Source organism: Psychromonas hadalis ATCC BAA-638 (assembly GCF_000420245.1).
Taxonomy (GTDB): Bacteria; Pseudomonadota; Gammaproteobacteria; order Enterobacterales; family Psychromonadaceae; genus Psychromonas; species Psychromonas hadalis.
In genome coordinates, this window is sequence record NZ_ATUO01000030.1 from 1 (window position 1) to 16920 (window position 16920).

The 16920-nt window shown below is 39.5% G+C and carries 17 protein-coding genes; 5 read left to right on the plus strand and 12 right to left on the minus strand.

What is annotated here, in order from left to right; all coding sequences use genetic code 11:
* The 5 genes from G322_RS0105620 to G322_RS0105640 all read right to left on the minus strand — a co-directional run.
* Positions 1 to 265 (minus strand): transposase (locus G322_RS0105620; protein ID WP_022940831.1); only part of this gene is annotated, 265 nt, incomplete at its 3' end.
* A gap of 93 nt (positions 266 to 358) precedes the next feature.
* A complete protein-coding gene (locus tag G322_RS0105625) occupies positions 359 to 649 on the minus strand; it encodes a PilZ domain-containing protein (protein ID WP_022940832.1) in 291 nt (96 codons plus the stop codon).
* A gap of 134 nt (positions 650 to 783) precedes the next feature.
* On the minus strand, positions 784 to 1194 hold the full coding sequence (locus G322_RS0105630; RefSeq protein WP_022940833.1) for a thioesterase family protein: 411 nt from the start codon (positions 1192 to 1194) through the stop codon (positions 784 to 786).
* Positions 1184 to 1654: a low molecular weight protein-tyrosine-phosphatase gene (locus G322_RS0105635; protein ID WP_022940834.1), complete on the minus strand. Its 471-nt coding sequence runs from the start codon at positions 1652 to 1654 to the stop codon at positions 1184 to 1186. Before G322_RS0105635 ends, G322_RS0105630 begins: the two co-directional genes overlap by 11 nt.
* Before the next feature lie 15 nt (positions 1655 to 1669).
* On the minus strand, positions 1670 to 2212 hold the full coding sequence (locus G322_RS0105640) for an elongation factor P hydroxylase (RefSeq protein WP_022940835.1): 543 nt from the start codon (positions 2210 to 2212) through the stop codon (positions 1670 to 1672).
* A gap of 79 nt (positions 2213 to 2291) precedes the next feature.
* Between G322_RS0105640 and pdxH the strand changes: the two genes are divergently transcribed.
* Entirely contained in the window at positions 2292 to 2945 is a 654-nt protein-coding gene (gene pdxH / locus G322_RS0105645) for a pyridoxamine 5'-phosphate oxidase (protein WP_022940836.1), read from the plus strand.
* Between the two features lie 367 nt (positions 2946 to 3312).
* Here pdxH and G322_RS0105650 read toward each other — a convergent pair whose 3' ends face one another.
* The 5 genes from G322_RS0105650 to G322_RS0105670 all read right to left on the minus strand — a co-directional run bounded on the left by G322_RS0105650 (position 3313) and on the right by G322_RS0105670 (position 9329).
* The gene (locus tag G322_RS0105650) at positions 3313 to 4275 is read right to left on the minus strand and encodes a Solitary outer membrane autotransporter beta-barrel domain (protein WP_022940837.1); all 963 of its coding nucleotides are present in this window, start codon (positions 4273 to 4275) and stop codon (positions 3313 to 3315) included.
* Positions 4272 to 5663, minus strand: a complete 1392-nt coding sequence (locus tag G322_RS0105655; RefSeq protein WP_022940838.1) for a cobyric acid synthase — start codon at positions 5661 to 5663, stop codon at positions 4272 to 4274. The genes G322_RS0105650 and G322_RS0105655 overlap by 4 nt, the downstream gene beginning before the upstream one ends.
* Before the next feature lie 214 nt (positions 5664 to 5877).
* Entirely contained in the window at positions 5878 to 6927 is a 1050-nt protein-coding gene (aroG, locus tag G322_RS0105660) for a 3-deoxy-7-phosphoheptulonate synthase AroG (protein WP_022940839.1), read from the minus strand.
* Positions 6928 to 7025: 98 nt separating this feature from the next.
* Entirely contained in the window at positions 7026 to 8273 is a 1248-nt protein-coding gene (gene moeA / locus G322_RS0105665; RefSeq protein WP_028866439.1) for a molybdopterin molybdotransferase MoeA, read from the minus strand.
* A gap of 129 nt (positions 8274 to 8402) precedes the next feature.
* On the minus strand, positions 8403 to 9329 hold the full coding sequence (locus tag G322_RS0105670) for a LysR family transcriptional regulator (RefSeq protein ID WP_022940841.1): 927 nt from the start codon (positions 9327 to 9329) through the stop codon (positions 8403 to 8405).
* Between the two features lie 153 nt (positions 9330 to 9482).
* On the opposite strand from G322_RS0105670, the gene G322_RS0105675 reads away from it, so the two are divergent.
* Positions 9483 to 10697 carry a pyridoxal phosphate-dependent aminotransferase gene (locus tag G322_RS0105675; RefSeq protein ID WP_022940842.1) on the plus strand — a complete coding sequence of 405 codons (1215 nt, stop codon included), beginning with the start codon at positions 9483 to 9485 and terminating at the stop codon, positions 10695 to 10697.
* 161 nt (positions 10698 to 10858) lie between these two features.
* Here G322_RS0105675 and G322_RS0105680 read toward each other — a convergent pair whose 3' ends face one another.
* Positions 10859 to 12052: a DEAD/DEAH box helicase gene (locus G322_RS0105680; protein ID WP_022940843.1), complete on the minus strand. Its 1194-nt coding sequence runs from the start codon at positions 12050 to 12052 to the stop codon at positions 10859 to 10861.
* Positions 12053 to 12344: 292 nt separating this feature from the next.
* Between G322_RS0105680 and G322_RS21655 the strand changes: the two genes are divergently transcribed.
* From G322_RS21655 to G322_RS0105695, 3 genes are read left to right on the plus strand one after another with little or no spacing between them, the layout of a single operon-like run.
* On the plus strand, positions 12345 to 13070 hold the full coding sequence (locus tag G322_RS21655; protein ID WP_084683688.1) for a diguanylate cyclase: 726 nt from the start codon (positions 12345 to 12347) through the stop codon (positions 13068 to 13070).
* Positions 13016 to 15436: a heavy metal translocating P-type ATPase gene (locus G322_RS0105690; protein ID WP_022940844.1), complete on the plus strand. Its 2421-nt coding sequence runs from the start codon at positions 13016 to 13018 to the stop codon at positions 15434 to 15436. The genes G322_RS21655 and G322_RS0105690 overlap by 55 nt, the downstream gene beginning before the upstream one ends.
* On the plus strand, positions 15436 to 15825 hold the full coding sequence (locus tag G322_RS0105695) for a MerR family transcriptional regulator (protein ID WP_022940845.1): 390 nt from the start codon (positions 15436 to 15438) through the stop codon (positions 15823 to 15825). Before G322_RS0105690 ends, G322_RS0105695 begins: the two co-directional genes overlap by 1 nt.
* Positions 15826 to 15828: 3 nt before the next feature.
* Here G322_RS0105695 and G322_RS0105700 read toward each other — a convergent pair whose 3' ends face one another.
* Positions 15829 to 16908 carry a DNA alkylation repair protein gene (locus G322_RS0105700; protein WP_022940846.1) on the minus strand — a complete coding sequence of 360 codons (1080 nt, stop codon included), beginning with the start codon at positions 16906 to 16908 and terminating at the stop codon, positions 15829 to 15831.
* Positions 16909 to 16920 lie beyond the last annotated feature (12 nt).

Here is a 16920-nt window from a genome sequence, read left to right on the forward strand (position 1 = left end):
CAAACGTGCCATTTCTATCGCGAGGAGTGGAGAGTTCAAACTGACCATCCTCTGTCTTTAATGTTTTTAAACTGCACCCATTGCGGTAGTTTTCAACCTCACTTTTTTGGTTCTTTTCATACCCTAAATGTTCATCTAATTCGGCATTGAGAGCCGCTTCAACAGTGATTTTAGTAAGCACTTGCGTAAAGTCTAGGAGGTCTTTTTGAGTCTTTAAGCCTTTTGCAGCTTTAAGAGCGAATGCTTCGATCTCTTCTTTTTTCATAATTACCTATTCCTTAATATGATTAAGTTAATGATAGGTAATTACACAGATTTTAGGACAGGGTCATAGAAAGCGTACATTTCAAAGAGAGTATTATTTTATATTGATAAACTGTACTGCGGCACTAAAGCCAACGTCTTGCTCATCAATACGTAACAGCGTTGCATCAGCATCTAAAGGCGGAAAACGTTCATCATCAGTATCCAATTTAATATGTACTTCATCCCCCGCTTGTAAATGAGTATCCGTGAAGGTAATTGACATGCCCGTACTGCTTAAATCTTTGCAGATCCCTTTTACAACCACGCTACCTTTACTAATTTCAATCGGCACATCTAATTCCATGCGCCGAAATGAGCGTTTATCATTGTGTGCAAAAAACATAACCTCTCCAAATAATATTTATTTTATCACTACAAAATGGATTAAATAGATCAATCACGCAAGTTGATTTGCATTTTTTTAAACAGTTTGAGAGATTAAACACTGTTTTAACGCTTTGTTTTGAAATGTTGCTTTTAAGTATTACTTTTAAGTAAATAGGAAAAGATCTCTTCAGGCAGTGGTTGCAAACGTTTGTCTTTATCAAGACAAACCATCTCTATATCACCGATCACCGCGGCTTTAGTTGCATTAGGTCGCCATACTTCTTGTCGCCATAGCGTTTTATATTTTCCATCTAATTTAAAACTGGTACGAATATCACAAATTTCTGCAAATTCAACACCATCTTGAAAGGTCATATTTGCTTTGTAAACAGCAAAACCCAGCCCTTTTTCACGCCACAGTTTATCTAATCGGTCACTGTCAATCACATGCTCACGAGCGCGCTCAAAATACTTTAAAAAATTAGGATGATAAACCACACCAGAGTGATCTGTATCTTCGTAATATATTTGTACTGGGTGGTGAAATATTTTACTGCTCATTTTTTCTCTCTTGTAACTTAGTCAATAATTGTGCGGATGCGTCTTCTAATAGATCAAGTACCAACTCAAAACCAGACTCGCCACCATAATAGGGATCGGGTATCTGATCGGTTTCAGCCTGCGCGTAACTTAAAAATAACGCTATTTTATAATGCAGATGTGGCGGACAAATTGATTTCAGATCTGCTACATTGCTATTATCAGCAGCTAAAATAAGATCAAAATAATCAAAGTTATCTAATATTACTTGTCTTGATGTTATCCCTTTGAAACTATAACCACGCGCTTCACCCGCCGCCATTGAGCGTTTATCAGGCAAATTTCCTTGATGATTATTAATAGTCCCAGCGGAATCAATCTCTATTTGTATGTGCATTTTTTTTGCCGTGGCACGTAAGACAGCTTCTGCCGTAGGTGAACGACAGATATTCCCTAAACAAACCACTAATATTTTTTTCATCTTTTCATTCCAGTTCTATTTCATCTCAAGATAAGAAAACATCTCTTTTGTTAATGGTGCGGTTTTATAAAATGCACCACAGGCATCCACTAACTGCTGAGTACGTGTTGAAAATCCGTTGTTTAAATAACGGACAACGTGTTGATAAACGTTATGTTTAAAAGCCAGCCTATTTATCTCAATGCCACTTAAATTATCTGCACTAACATCAAATTTGAAACCACAACTTACCGAGATTGCCCACTCTATCGCTTGTGGCACAATCTCCACTTTTTCAAACTCAGTTTGCTGTATTATACTGCGCCCATCAGGCTCATACCAATAACCGTAATCTTCTACCAAACGGCGCTTCTCTCCCGCCACCAACCAGTGCGCTACCTCATGCAACGCACTAGCATAAAAACCATGTGCAAAGATAATGCGATGCGATAAATGTTTATCATCTGCGGGAAGATAGATGGGTTCATCGTCACCACAAATAAGTTTAGTATTGAACTCATTGAAAAATGTAGTTTCAAAAATAGCGATTAAATCTTGATAATTAAAAGTAATAGACAAAGTAATAAACCGATTATAAGTTGTTTTATTTTCACTAAATTATACACTTAGCAATAATTAAATTATATAAGAAGATCTCATGTCACTATTGAACAAAATTCGTTGTGCATTTACCCTTGGACAAGGGTTGTTAATTGAAAACAAAGCACTGCAAAGCACCGATGATCCTATTGCCTTCTTTAAATTTTGGTTAACAGAGGCGGAGAAGAGTGGCATTATTTTGCCTGAATCGATGTCTATCTCTACCTGTACAAGTGAAGGTCGCCCCTCTTCGCGTATAGTGTTACTCAAAGAGGTCGATGATCAAGGTTTTGTTTTCTTTACAAATTATAATAGTCGCAAAGCCCATGAGTTAGAGGAAAACCCATTTGCAGCCCTGCTATTTCATTGGAATATGTTACAACGTCAAGTCCGCATTGAGGGACGCATTGAACGTATTAGTGAGCAAGCGTCAGCTGATTACTTCCATAGCCGTGGCCGTGGCAGTCAAATTGGCGCGTGGGCTTCTCATCAAAGTGACCTATTAGAAGATCGAGAAATATTAGTTGAGCGCGTAAAACACTTTGAAAATAAGTTCAAAGGTAAAACTATTCCACTGCCTGATTTTTGGGGAGGGTATCGTGTGATACCAGAAAGAATTGAATTTTGGCAAGGTAAAGCAGATAGATTACATGATCGTTTTATCTATCAACCTAACAATAAAAGTTGGGATATTACCCGCTTGAATCCTTAGAGAATATATACCCATGATACTTCAAGATGCAAAGGCAGCAAGGAAAATTGTGCCAAGGTGCTAGGCATAAAATTGAAGTATAGTTATTCTACATAGAGATTTTATAACAACGCAGATTGGTGCAATTTGCCTTGCCTTACGGGGCGCAAGCTCGAAAACCAGCCTAGCGTTGTAACATTCAAAAAGTGAATAACAATTACCTCATGTTACGCCTTGTTCTGATTATCGAGCTTGTGCCTGACAAAGCATATTGAGGTAACATGGGTATATACCTAACCACGAAGCCACTGCGTAACACGAAGAAAGCGGTAAAAAAGCAGTTTTTTTCGTACCTTCGTGGTTAATTGCTTGTGAACTTATAAACACTCTATTCGTTGTAATACAACACAACCGTGCCACCGCTTATTGAGCTACCGTAATTGATATTAAAACCAATACCAATATTATCTAAAAAGGGAATTTTATTTTTAGTATCGATCACCCAACCAATACTGGTTTCAAAATAATAATCATTGTCCGATAACCCCGACATATCGCCGCCCACATCAATTCGTTTCATATCAAGCGCGATATGATCAGACACGCCCCACAAGTTTGGCACCGCAAACTTAAACTCAATTCCGTTAGTTACGCGCCACCCCTCTGGGTTTACGTCGCTTATACTTTTTGCGGCGCCCCCAATACCCTGACCAATAAGATAATGGTTACTGTTATGTAGCGTCCACTGCCCCCAAGATTGTGTTTTTTGATAACCAACATTAAACACAGGCTCAGCCATTAAGACAGTGGCCGAGGTATTAAAAATATGACCATCTAAAATATTTTTTAGTTCCGGCGGAAAACCTGCACTGTAATTATATTTATTACTGTAATAGGTCAAATGAGCCCCTAATGCGACCCCACTGTACCAATTTTTTGATAGTTGATAATGTTGTGAATATTGTAAAAAAGCACCAAAAATCTGCTCTTCTTTAAAATTAGTAAAACCTTGCAGTGGCTCTGTATTACGTTGCACGCCAATATAGGAGGCGCGCACCTCCAATGAATGTTGCCAATTTTTATCAATATCTGACAATTTCCATTGATAAGGCAGTACTAAAATATCAATGCTTTTTTTAAAATCGAGGGTTTTATCATCTCCCCAATTAGGATTATCGGAATCAACAAGATATTTTAATTCAAAATTAGCGATACCAAAGGTTAACGCATTGCTGTCTGTCATCACCGTACTAATAGCAAGAACTTGCTCAAGCGTTTTAACCCCTATGTTTTCAATCGCATGCACAATGCCTGAAAAACTAAGCAACAGCGCAATTAAAAATTGTTTCATAACCAACCGTGCTTTTCAAACATCAGTGCTAAATTATCAAGTTCTGTTTCAAGGTGTTCAGACCATTCAATGCCATTTTCAAGTCCACCTACTTTTTGCATAAACCAGTTATAAAACACTCTGTTTTCAAACACACCATGTAAATAAGTGGTGTAGATATTATCGTTTTTCCAGCCTAAATTTTCACTCATAAATGTATCTGTATTTGAAATAGTTAGCCCATGATGAATCTCATAACCTTTGAGTTTTTCTCCGTGCCAAATTATTTCGGTTTGTTGGGTAGATTTTTCAGCTTGTAGCGTAGTTTTTATGGCGATTAATCCTAACCCCTGTTTATCTCCCCCTTCTAAATTGAGAGGATCGAATACTTGTTCGCCTAATATTTGTAGACCACCACAAATACCTAAAATCAGTTTTCCTGTTTTCTTGAACTGCTTAATCGCATCTGCCAACCCAGTGCTATTTAAAAAGTCCAAACTGGCACCGCTGTTTTTACTGCCCGGTAAAATCAACGCATCATAATGGCTAAGATCACCCATTTTATGGATAGGCACAAGGTTGATATCATCTTGATAGATCAGCGCATCAAACTCATCCATATTAGAAGCATAAGGGTAATAGAGCAGACCAATATTAATTTTACCACGTTGCCATGTTGTGCCTAAACGAAAGCTATCTTCTTCTGGCAGTTGATGACGATAATAGGGGAGGTTTGCAACCGTCGGGATACCTGTTTTTTCCTCAAGCCAATCCATGGCATTACCCAATAAGGCGGGATCTCCCCGAAACTTATTGAGTACAAACCCTTTAATCAGCTTTTGCTCATCTAAACTTAGACAAGCCCATGTACCTAAAAGATGTGCAAACGAGCCTCCACGGTCGATGTCAGACACCAAATAAACATCTGCCTGACACTCCAGTGCCACGGACATATTAACAATGTCTCCCTCACGCAGATTAATTTCAGCAGGACTGCCCGCCCCCTCAATCACCACTTGATCGTAATCTTCTATTAATTTGTGTAATGCTTTTTTAACTTCAGGCCAAAGTAATTTTTTACGCGCAGTCCATTCGAGCTTGCTAATTTCACGATTAACCTTACCGTTAATGATCACTTGGCTCTGTGTATCGGCACTGGGTTTTAGCAATATAGGGTTCATCAGTACATCAGGTTTCACTTTAGCGGCAATTGCTTGTAGATATTGCGCGCGTCCCATCTCTAACCCGTCAGCAGTAATGGCTGCATTATTACTCATATTTTGCGCTTTAAAAGGGGCAACCTTGATGCCACGATTAGCGAGCAAACGACAAATAGCGGTGACCACCAACGATTTTCCTGCATCACTAGTACAACCTAATATCATTATTGGGCGATTTTTTTGCATCATGACAGCGTTACCCTATTTTAAGGTAAAAAATTTAGATAAAAAAAAAGCACCGCAAAAGCAGTGCTTAAGATCGAATCAAGCAATATACTGTAAATGCTCAGGCTAAGCCATTTATGTTAGTTCAAGGCGAAAAAGCGCAGTTTAGTGGTTTAAATGCGCATTTTTCAACGATGAAATAATCTTAAATGGCAACGGCCTGAGTAATTACAAACGATTAACCACGTCGAGTGATAACTGCATCAGAAAGCTGCGCAAGCAGTGTTTCAGTATCAGCCCAACCGATACAAGCATCGGTGATACTTTGACCGTAAGTTTTCACCTTACCATTGACTAAATCCTGACGACCTTCAATCAGATGACTCTCAACCATCACCCCAGAAATCGCTTTATCGCCACCTGCTATTTGACCACACACATCGGTACAAACTTTCAGCTGATTTTTAAATTTCTTCTCAGAGTTTGCATGGCTAAAGTCGATCATTAATGTTTCTTCAAGACCTGATTTTTTTAGATCAGCTTTGATAGCCGCAACATCTGTCGCGCTATAGTTTGGCGCTTTACCACCACGTAGGATGATATGGCAATCAGGGTTACCCGCTGTTTCAACAATCGCACTGTGACCAAATTTATTAACAGATAAAAAATGGTGAGAGGCGTTAGCTGCACCAATGGCATCAACAGCCACTTTAATGGTGCCGTCTGTACCATTTTTAAAACCAACAGGACAAGAGATACCAGATGCAAGCTCACGATGAACCTGAGACTCTGTAGTACGTGCGCCAATTGCGCCCCATGTCATTAAGTCGCCCACATATTGCGGGGTTATCATATCTAAAAATTCAGTGGCTGCAGGCAAGCCCATTGCATTGATGTCTAATAACAATTTACGCCCCATACGCAAACCTTTATTAATATTAAATGTGCCGTTTAATTCAGGATCGTTAATTAGCCCTTTCCAACCCACCGTCGTACGCGGCTTTTCAAAATACACACGCATGACGATCTCTAAGGAATCTTTGTATTTAGCGCGAAGTGGTGCAAGTTTTGATGCGTAATCAAGTGCGGCTTCTGTATCGTGAATTGAACAAGGGCCAATAATCACTAAAACACGATCATCTTTATTGCTTAAAATTTTGCTGATCGCTTCACGTGAACCAGCCACTATTTTTTTGATCTCTTCCGTAGCAGGGAATTTTTCTAATAAAGCAATAGGTGGTAAAAGTTCTTTAATCGCGGTGATATGTACATCATCTGTTTTAATCATTTTTCTATTCCCTAAATTTATTTTTATATTTTATTCTTTTTTATATCGTTTTGTATTTAATTCTATAACGACTCAAAGCTAAACGATTTGAGTCGTTATTAGTCCATTAATGCATTATATGGCTCAATAGTGACCGTTTCGCCAACCTCAACATTGCCTCGGTCTTGCTCAAGCACAATAAAACAGTTTGATTGGCTCATGGAGCTAAATACACCTGAACCTTGGCTTCCCGTTGTGCTTACAACCAGTTGTCCTTTTGCATTTACGCTGTAATTCGCCCGTTGAAAATCGGTGCGTCCCGCGCTTTTTCTTAATTTATCAGTGGCAATCGCATTAAAACGAATGGCAGGTTTTGCATTTAACCCCGCCATGGTAGCCATGGTAGGTACTGCGAGCTGATACAGAGTGACCATAGCGGAAACAGGATTACCTGGCAACCCAAAAAAGATGCTGTTAGGCAGTTTACCAAAGGCAAAAGGTTTACCCGGTTTAATGGCTAATTTCCAAAAACCAATTTCGCCCAACTCAGTTAAGACCTCTTTTATGTAATCGGCTTCACCCACAGAAACGCCACCACTGGTAATAACCACATCCGCCTGTTTATCTGCCGATTTAACCGCTGCACGTATTAAAGGCAAATCATCTTTGATAATACCAAAGTCGATAACCTCAACATTCAGACGTGATAACAACGCGATGATGCTATAACGGTTACTGTCATAGATATCCCCCTCTGACAGTGCTTCACCTAAATTTTTAAGTTCGTCACCCGAAGAGATAACCGCCACTTTAAGTTTGCGAAAAACACTGATTTCAGCAATACCTAGTGAAGCAATTAATGGGATATCACGCGGTGTTAATTTATGCCCAGCTTTTAATACTGTTTGCCCTTGCTGCAGATCTTCTGCAGCCAAACGGACGTTATCGGCCAATTTAGGCGTTTGCGTAAAAGTGATGAGTTCACCCGTCGCTTGTACGCGTTCTTGCATCACCACGGTATCTGCACAATTGGGCATCACTGCACCCGTCATAATACGGATACAACAGGCTGTTGGCAGTTCACCTGAATAGGGCGCGCCAGCAAATGATTTACCAATCATCTTTAAAGAGAGGGGGTTAGATGCTGTGGCATCAAGCAAGTCTGCCTGATTGAGCGCATAACCATCCATTGCGGAGTTATTAAAGGAAGGCACATTGATAGGTGATTGAATATCCTGCGCAAGTGCAAAACCCAGTGCTTGAGAGAGCGGCAAACTGATCGCCTCACAGACATTTGTCACCGCACTTTGCAGTTTTGTTAATGCTTGTTCAAGGGGCATTAACCCTTTTGCATCACAGCAACCCATTTTCATTCTCATCATTTTAAATAAATAGACAGGAATTGTGACTTTTTATTCGCTTTACTGCAAATTATGATTTACAAAAAGCGCTCATGATCAATATTGAGCAACTTATATTACCACTTCGGTTAATTATCAAGCAGTTTCATCCACCCCTTTAATACCACGTAGATGTTTAAAACAGCTATCGATTGCCGTTTTAATAAAATCTTCAAGATAAGCAAGATCTTTTTGTTCCTCACGCACCGCTGCATAAAGGGTATTCCATAACCCCTCTTTTCCTAATCGGCGTGCGACCACATAATCTTTCTTGATATATTCAAACAACGCCCAATTAGGTAAACCTGCAACACCCCGACCACTTGCCACCAGCTGCAACATCATCAAGGTCATATCTGCATGACGCACTTTTGCAGGTGAAACACCTGCGGGGATTAAAAACTGATTAAAGATATCTAAACGCTCAATCTCAACGGGATAAGTGATCAACGTTTCTTGTGCCAAATCTTCTGCTTCGATATAAGTTTGCTTGGCTAAACGATGATGACGACTTAACGCAAGCATCGGCTGGTAGCTAAACAGCGGAATATAAGTGATACCTTCAATAGGCTGTGGATCAGAGGTGATCACTAAATCTAAATTACCCCGCTTTAATGCAGGTAACGGCAAAAAACTAAAACCGCTGGAAAAATCTAATTCAACTTCAGGCCAACTATCACGAAAACTATCAATCGCAGGCATTAACCATTGAAAACAGGAGTGACACTCCACGGCCATGTGTAAACGCCCTGCATCACCAGAAACAAAACGCGCCAGATCGCGCTTTGCACTGTTAATTTCAGGCAAGACACTGTCAGCAAGCTCTAGTAAACGCAAACCTGCAACAGTAAAACGGATTGGTCGAGATTTACGGATAAACAAAGAGCAATTTAAACGTCCTTCTAATTCTTTGAGTTGATGTGATAATGCTGATTGGGTTAAGTGTAACTGTCTTGCAGCTTCCACTAAACTGCCCGTATTATTCAAAGTCGATAACGTGCGCAGGTGTTTAATTTCAATCATAAAAAACCTTAAAACTCAATTAATTCATGAGAAGTTGAAAAAAACAAATAATAACAGCAAGAATCGGCAGTTGTCGCTTTTATTTACTTCACAGCGTTAACAATATCAGGTAGCTTTAACCTTCTTATCGATTAGATTGTTTTAGAGGTTGCCATGTATTCCATCAATAGATCCTTCAAATTAGACAATGTGTGTTACGACATTCGCGGACCCGTGCTTAAGCAAGCCAACAAATTGGAAGATGAAGGGCAACGTATCTTAAAACTAAATATCGGCAATCCTGCCTCTTTTGGTTTTGAAGCCCCCGAAGAGGTGTTGATGGATGTGATTAAAAATCTGCCACAAAGCCAAGGTTATTGTGACAGTAAAGGGCTTTTTTCAGCGCGTAAAGCGGTCATGCAGCACTATCAAGAAAAAGGACTTTTATCACTCGACATTGACGATATCTATATCGGCAATGGGGTCAGCGAACTGATTGTGATGGCACTACAAGGATTGCTCAATAATGGTGATGAACTGTTAGTGCCGGCACCTGATTACCCGTTATGGACAGCAGCGACCAACCTTTCAGGCGGTAAAGCGGTACATTACATTTGTGATGAACAATCAGATTGGTTTCCTGATATTAATGATATCAAAGCTAAAATCACCTCTAAAACCAAAGGCATTGTGTTAATCAATCCCAATAATCCTACTGGTGCCGTTTATTCAAAAGAGCTATTAGAGCAAATTGTAGAGCTTGCGCGCCAACATAACTTGATTATTTTCTCCGATGAGATCTACTCTAAAATTGTTTACGATGATGCGAAACATATCCCACTGGCAACACTGGCTGATGATATTTTGATTGTTACCTTTGATGGTCTTTCAAAAGCCTATCGAGTATGTGGTTTCCGTGTTGGTTGGATGATGATCAGTGGCGCGAAGCGCCAAGCACGCGATTATATTTCTGGGATAGAAATTTTAGCCAGTATGCGTTTATGCGCTAACGTGCCGATGCAACATGCCATTCAAACCTCACTAGGCGGTTATCAAAGTATTAATGAGCTAATTGTCCCGGGGGGTCGCTTGTACGACCAAACCCAAGGTGCTTGGAAACTGCTCAACGATATTCCCGGCGTTAGCTGTACCAAACCCAAAGGGGCGCTGTATCTATTTCCAAAACTGGATCAGAAAAAATTCAATATTAAAGATGATCAACGTTTTGCGATGGACTTGTTAATGCAGGAGAAGATACTGATCGTACAAGGTACAGGTTTTAACTGGCACACCCCAGATCACTTCCGTATTGTTTGTTTACCGCATATGGATGAACTCACCACCGCGATCAGTAAAATTGGTAACTTCTTGCAAGATTATCGCCAGTAAGCGTTATGACCACGAAGCCTCTGCGTTACACAGAGTTCACGAAGGAAGCTAAAAAAAGCAAGGGAAGATATTAAAACGTCCTGTTCTTCGTGTCTCCGTAATTTTATTATTTTTGAGCTTATAAATCAAAGAATAAGGGTAACAATTTACCCTTATCTCAATTATCTTCTGCCTTTCGACTTTGGACTTTTAGGTTTCCAATTTAAATCGGATGGAGGAATTTCTGCACGTGGTGCAAAACCTTCTATCTCTCTACGCTCTATGATCTCACCAATGCGTTTTTCGATGTAACACAAACTTCTAAAGTCATCACGTGATACAAACGAGATAGCTTCACCTACTGCACCCGCACGGCCAGTACGACCGATACGATGCACATAGTCATCGGCTTGATCAGGCAAATCATAATTCAATACTAAGTTTAAATTATCAATATCGATACCACGAGAAGCGATACCCGTGGCAATAAGGTATTGCAACTTACCCGTTTTAAAATCGGCTAATAACTGCTCACGAATTGCTTGACTGCGACCACTGTGAAACGCTTCCGCTTTAATATCACGTTTTTCAAGTTGACTAACAAGCTTAGCCGCCCCGCGTTTTGTTTCAATAAAAATAAGCGCTTGTGGCCAGTTGTTTTCTTGGATCAGTTGGCTTAATAACGCTGATTTTTTATCTTTATCAACGGGAATTAAGTATTGATTAATCTTAGGTTTATTGGTTTTATCTTTAATCGTAATTTCAGAGGGATTTTCCAGAATCGTTTTTGCTAAAAAGCGTACCTGTTTTGACATGGTTGCCGAAAAAAGTAGATTTTGACGTTGTTCAGGTAATTTCTCAACAATTTTATTGATATCGGCAATAAAACCCATATCCAGCATTCTATCGGCTTCATCAAGTACCAACACTTCCACTTCATCGAAGTGTATTGCGCGCTGTGTGTACATATCCAGCAAACGGCCCGGTGTTGCAACAAGAATATCAACACCTGCTATTAACGCGGCTTTTTGTGGTTCATCGTCAACACCGCCGTACATCGCCAATGAGGTCAGCGTTAAATGCTTGCTGTACAGCTGAACATTGGCTTCAACTTGAATAGCAAGCTCGCGCGTAGGCACTAAAATCAGCGCACGAATACGTTTTGCACGTACTTCTGGTGCATCTTGAAAATTTTGTAATATAGGCAAAACAAAACTGGCCGTTTTACCGGTTCCCGTTTGTGCAGCAGCAATAATATCTTTGCCTTTACAAATAATAGGGATCGCTTTCGCTTGGATTGGTGTTGGTTTTTCATAACCCTGCTCGCTGATCGCTTGTAGAATAGGTTTACTTAATCCAAGTTTAGAAAATGGCATTTGAAATCTCTGTATATTAATGTAGGTAAATTGAAAAAACAGTATACCACTATTTCAGCTCACCATATTGAACCTATTACGGAGAAAAGTGTGGACAATATAAAAATAATGCGCATTAAGGTTAAAACTAAAAAAATATATTAACTCTACTTCCATCATCTAAATAGTGCGTCATCAATGCTCTGCTAAAATCATTCTATTACCATTAAATTAAGTCAAATACCGATGAAAAACACAACATTACAGCAAGCAGACTACTGGCCAGAAAAACTCTGAAGAAGCCGTCTATAAACTGAAGAATGAATTAGAAGAGAAGGTAAAAGTAAGAACCAGTGAGCTTGAAAAAGCCAATAATAAACTCGCCAAACTATCATTAGTTGAGGGTTTAACTGGGGTTGCTAATAGGCGCTGTTTTGATGTGGAAATTAATCGCGCATGGAATAAAGCATGTCGCATCGGGGGTAATATCGCCATTATCATGTTTGATGCGGATAACTTTAAACCTTATAACGACTTTTATGGCCATGTCGCAGGCGATGAATGCTTAAAAACGATTGCCAATACCTTAAACAATAACTATCGCCGTGCAGGTAAATTAGTGGCACGTTATGGTGGTGAAGAGTTTATTATTCTAATTTGTGACAGTGATGAACAGCGCATCCTCGAAATCACCAACCAAGCGATCAATAAATTAGCCGATCTAAAAATGCCTCATAAACAATCCCCATTGGGTCATGTCAACCTTTCTGCGGGTGTTTCAATTACAAATATTGATCGTAACCATGATTTTTACAACTCATTAAAGAAACCGATGAAACGCTCTATAAAGCCAAAGCTTCGGGCAAAAAACAACTTTATTATAAAGCGAAAAAATAACTTTAGGTTACTCTACAAACAAAACATTGACCTTAACCTAAGGGTAAAGGTTAAGCTTAGGATAAGTTATCTAATTGAGGTTTTTTTATGGCTACTTTACACACATCATTACCCCTATTATCGATTCCAATTTACGGCATGAATTGTGTGGGATGCGCAGGTAAATTACAGAGTGCGCTCAATGAGATAGAGGGGATCAGCAGCGAGGTGAATTTTGCCCTTGAAAAAGCACAGATTAGCTTTAAAGAAAACCATGATCATAGTAAAACGCTCTCAACCATCATCACCCTACTCGATAAGAAAAATTATCAAACAGATCGTCAAGCACTGATCTTTGATGTAGTCGGTTGGAGTTGCGTAAGTTGTGCAAATAAAACCGTAGCCGCACTGAGTAAACACCCGTTTACGTTTAATGTGCAAAGCAACTTTGCAACAGAAACCGTGCAACTGCAAACACTCCAAGGCGCATTTACTAAAATGCAATTAGACGAACTACTTGCATCACTCTCCTATCAACTGACAGAAAAAACACAACAAAACTTCCAAACGCAACAAGCAACAAAACTCACTAACCAGAAAAAACGCGATAAAAAAGTGTTAACACTGCTGGCTATTTCAACGCTACTTAGCCTGCCTTTTATACTCTCTATGTTGGTGATGTTTATTACTGGTAGCCACCACTTTTTACCACGAGGTTTAGAATTTTTACTGGCAACCCCAGTACAATTTATTATTGGGGCACGCTTCTATAAAGGTGCTTGGAATAGTTTAAAAGATAAATCAGCCAATATGGATCTTCTGGTCGCACTCGGTACAAGTGCGGCTTATTTTTATAGCCTGTATATATTAATAACCGGCCTTGATCAGCCCCTCTATTTTGAGTCAAGCACACTCGTTATTACATTGGTCACACTTGGGAAATATTTAGAGCATCGTGCCAAACAGAGTACCAGCAGTGCCATTAATGCCTTAATGGCACTTCGCCCCGACACCGCTTTTGTTAAAAAAGGCAAAATATTTGTTTCCGTTAATATTGATGAAGTACAACAGGGCGACATAGTACAGCTTGCGATTGGCGAAAAAGCCCCGGTAGATGGCATTATTATTGAAGGCACAAGTTACCTTGATGAATCACTGTTAACGGGTGAAAGTAAACCGCTACTAAAAGAGCCACAATCAACAGTGATCGCGGGCAGTATTAACGGTGAAGGTGTCTTGCTTATCAAAACCACGGCGGTTGGCGAGTCTACCAGCCTCAGCAAAATTATTCATTTGGTTGAAAATGCACAGATGAGTAAAGCCCCTATCATGCAGTTGGTTGATAAGATCAGCGCTATTTTTGTACCCATTGTATTAGTGATTGCGGCCCTTACCTTCTCTATTTGGTATTTCACCACAGGAGATTTCCAACAGGCATTAATTAATGCAGTTGCAGTGCTTGTTATCGCTTGTCCTTGCGCATTAGGACTTGCTACCCCGACTGCTGTTGTGGTGGGAACAGGCGTGGCAGCACAACAGGGTATTTTAATTAAAGATATAAAAACCCTACAACAGGTATTTCGCTTACAAACCATCATCTTTGATAAAACAGGCACGCTCACAGAGGGTAAAGGATCGATTACTCATTGCTACTCTGTCGATAATAACGATGAATTAATGCTTGCCCAACTTGCAGGACTACAAATGGGCAGTAAGCACCCTATCGCTAAAACTATCAAAGATTATTGCAGTGAAAAGCAGATAGAGGTGATCGCTGCCAGTGATATTAGCGCGGTTAATGGTGAGGGCATTCAAGGTATTGTTATTAGTAAAGAGAAAGCGACGAGTGAAATTTTAATCGCGGGTAATCAACAGATGATGGCACGCTTTTCTATTTCTATCCCTAAAAAACTAGATCTGCCAAATGAACAAACCATTGTTTATATCGCTAAAAGTGGTCAATTCTGGGGTGTTATCAGTATCAGCGATAAACTACGAGAAATGAGTCAAGATGCAATAAGTGAGTTAAAACAGCGTGGCTTACAAACCATCATGTTAAGTGGTGATAAACACAGTGTGGTACAATATATTGCTCAAAAATTACACATAGATGAATACCACAGTGAACTTAAACCCGAACAAAAACTCAATAAACTGATTGAGTTACAAAAAAATAGTCAAGTGGCAATGGTCGGTGATGGTGTGAATGATGCACCCGCACTGGCACAAGCAGATATCAGCATTGCAATGGGCACAGGCAGTGATGCGGCCAAAGAGACTGCATCAATTACACTTATGCGTAATGATCCACGTTTAGTCGCTATCGCCATTGATATTTCAAAAGCAACATGGCATAAAATTCAACAAAATCTCTTTTTGGCATTTATTTTTAATACCGTGGCGATCCCCGCGGCTGCAATGGGGTATTTAAGCCCAGCCATCGCAGGGGCCGCAATGGCGCTCTCTAGCATCACGGTATTAACCAATTCACTACTTTTAAAAAGATTAAAAATAAAGGAGCTTTCATAATGTTATCTATCAGCCAAGCAGCCAAAGCCACTGGGCTTTCGATAAAATCAATTCGCCATTATGAGCAAATAGGCTTAATTAACGCCCCACCACGCAGTGAAAATGAATATCGTTATTACCCTGAAAAATTGATTAAACAACTGCATTTTATCAAGGGAACAAAAGACGCAGGCTTTAACCTTAAAGAGAGCAAAGCACTGCTAGCATTATGTGAGGATAGTGAACGCAGTAGTAGTGATGTTAAAGAGATCGCATTACAAAAGATAGCGGAATTAGAGATACGCATCAAACAACAACAAATTCTCCTGAATAGCTTAAAAAAACTCACCAAGCAATGTCATGGTGATAAACAGGCAAGTTGCCCGATTATTGATGCGTTTGCTAAATAAAGATTAAAGTAGCGTAAAAGGTTTAGTCATCATTTTTACACCGTTCACAATCAGGGATAGTTGGTGCTCTCCCTGATAATATTTTCGAGTCGAGATAGCTTTAAAACTAAACTGCTTACGAAAAACTTTACGCTTACTGTTGATCTCTGACTCTGAAATTTTAAATATCTTATCTGCCTGTTTACCGTTTTTTTTCATAAAACTGATGGAAAATTCAAGTCTGCATTTTCCAAGCGGTCGAAGTGCTTTTAAAGAAAATGAAAAATGAAGTGTTTCTCCCATACAAACTGACTCGTCAAGTTGGAAGTTTTCAATCTTAATATGTGTGGGTGATGAAAAACCAAACAAGACTAAAATGTCAGGGTGCGCATTTTTCAACAGACCACGACAAGCGTGTTTCACCAGCCAACGTCTATTTTTTGTTGGCTCTCCCTGCAACCATCTTTGTGCTATTGCGACCACTAATTCTGGGTTATCTTTGCTAATATCATTAAGGTTATTTGCCACACTGCGATAAACATAATCTTCATTATCATCTTTTAATTTTTCAAGAATTGTAATAATAATAGCGGGATCTTTTTTAAACTCAGGTAGCGCACAAGCCCAAGGTAATCGAGGGCGACAGCCTTCACTGGCTAAACGGCGAAGATGAACATTGTCAGAACTTGCCCAAATCAGCATCTGCGCCATCATCTTTTTAGGGTATTTTTTTATGAAAGGACGAACAGCAAACTCAGCACTGGAATATTGTGTTAACAGAGCCAATGTTTCAATGGATATTTGATAATTATCAATACCATAAAGCTCAACAAACGCGGGGAAAAACATCGCTTCATAACTGCTAAAATGGGGAGCAACCTGTTTTAAAATAAAACAGCTTTGTTGAAAGTCATTTGGCAAAAACTGAAACAGAGTTTGTGCAATAAAAGTAAGGCGCGCTTTAAGCGTTTTTTGTTGCCAATGTTGATCAAAAATAGTATTAATAAAAAGTGCTTTGTTAAAACGGGGATAGACAGTTTCAAACTGTAATGCGACTGAATCAATAAAATCTCTACTGTATACATCTTTTAATAATTCAGCCACTTACATACTCCC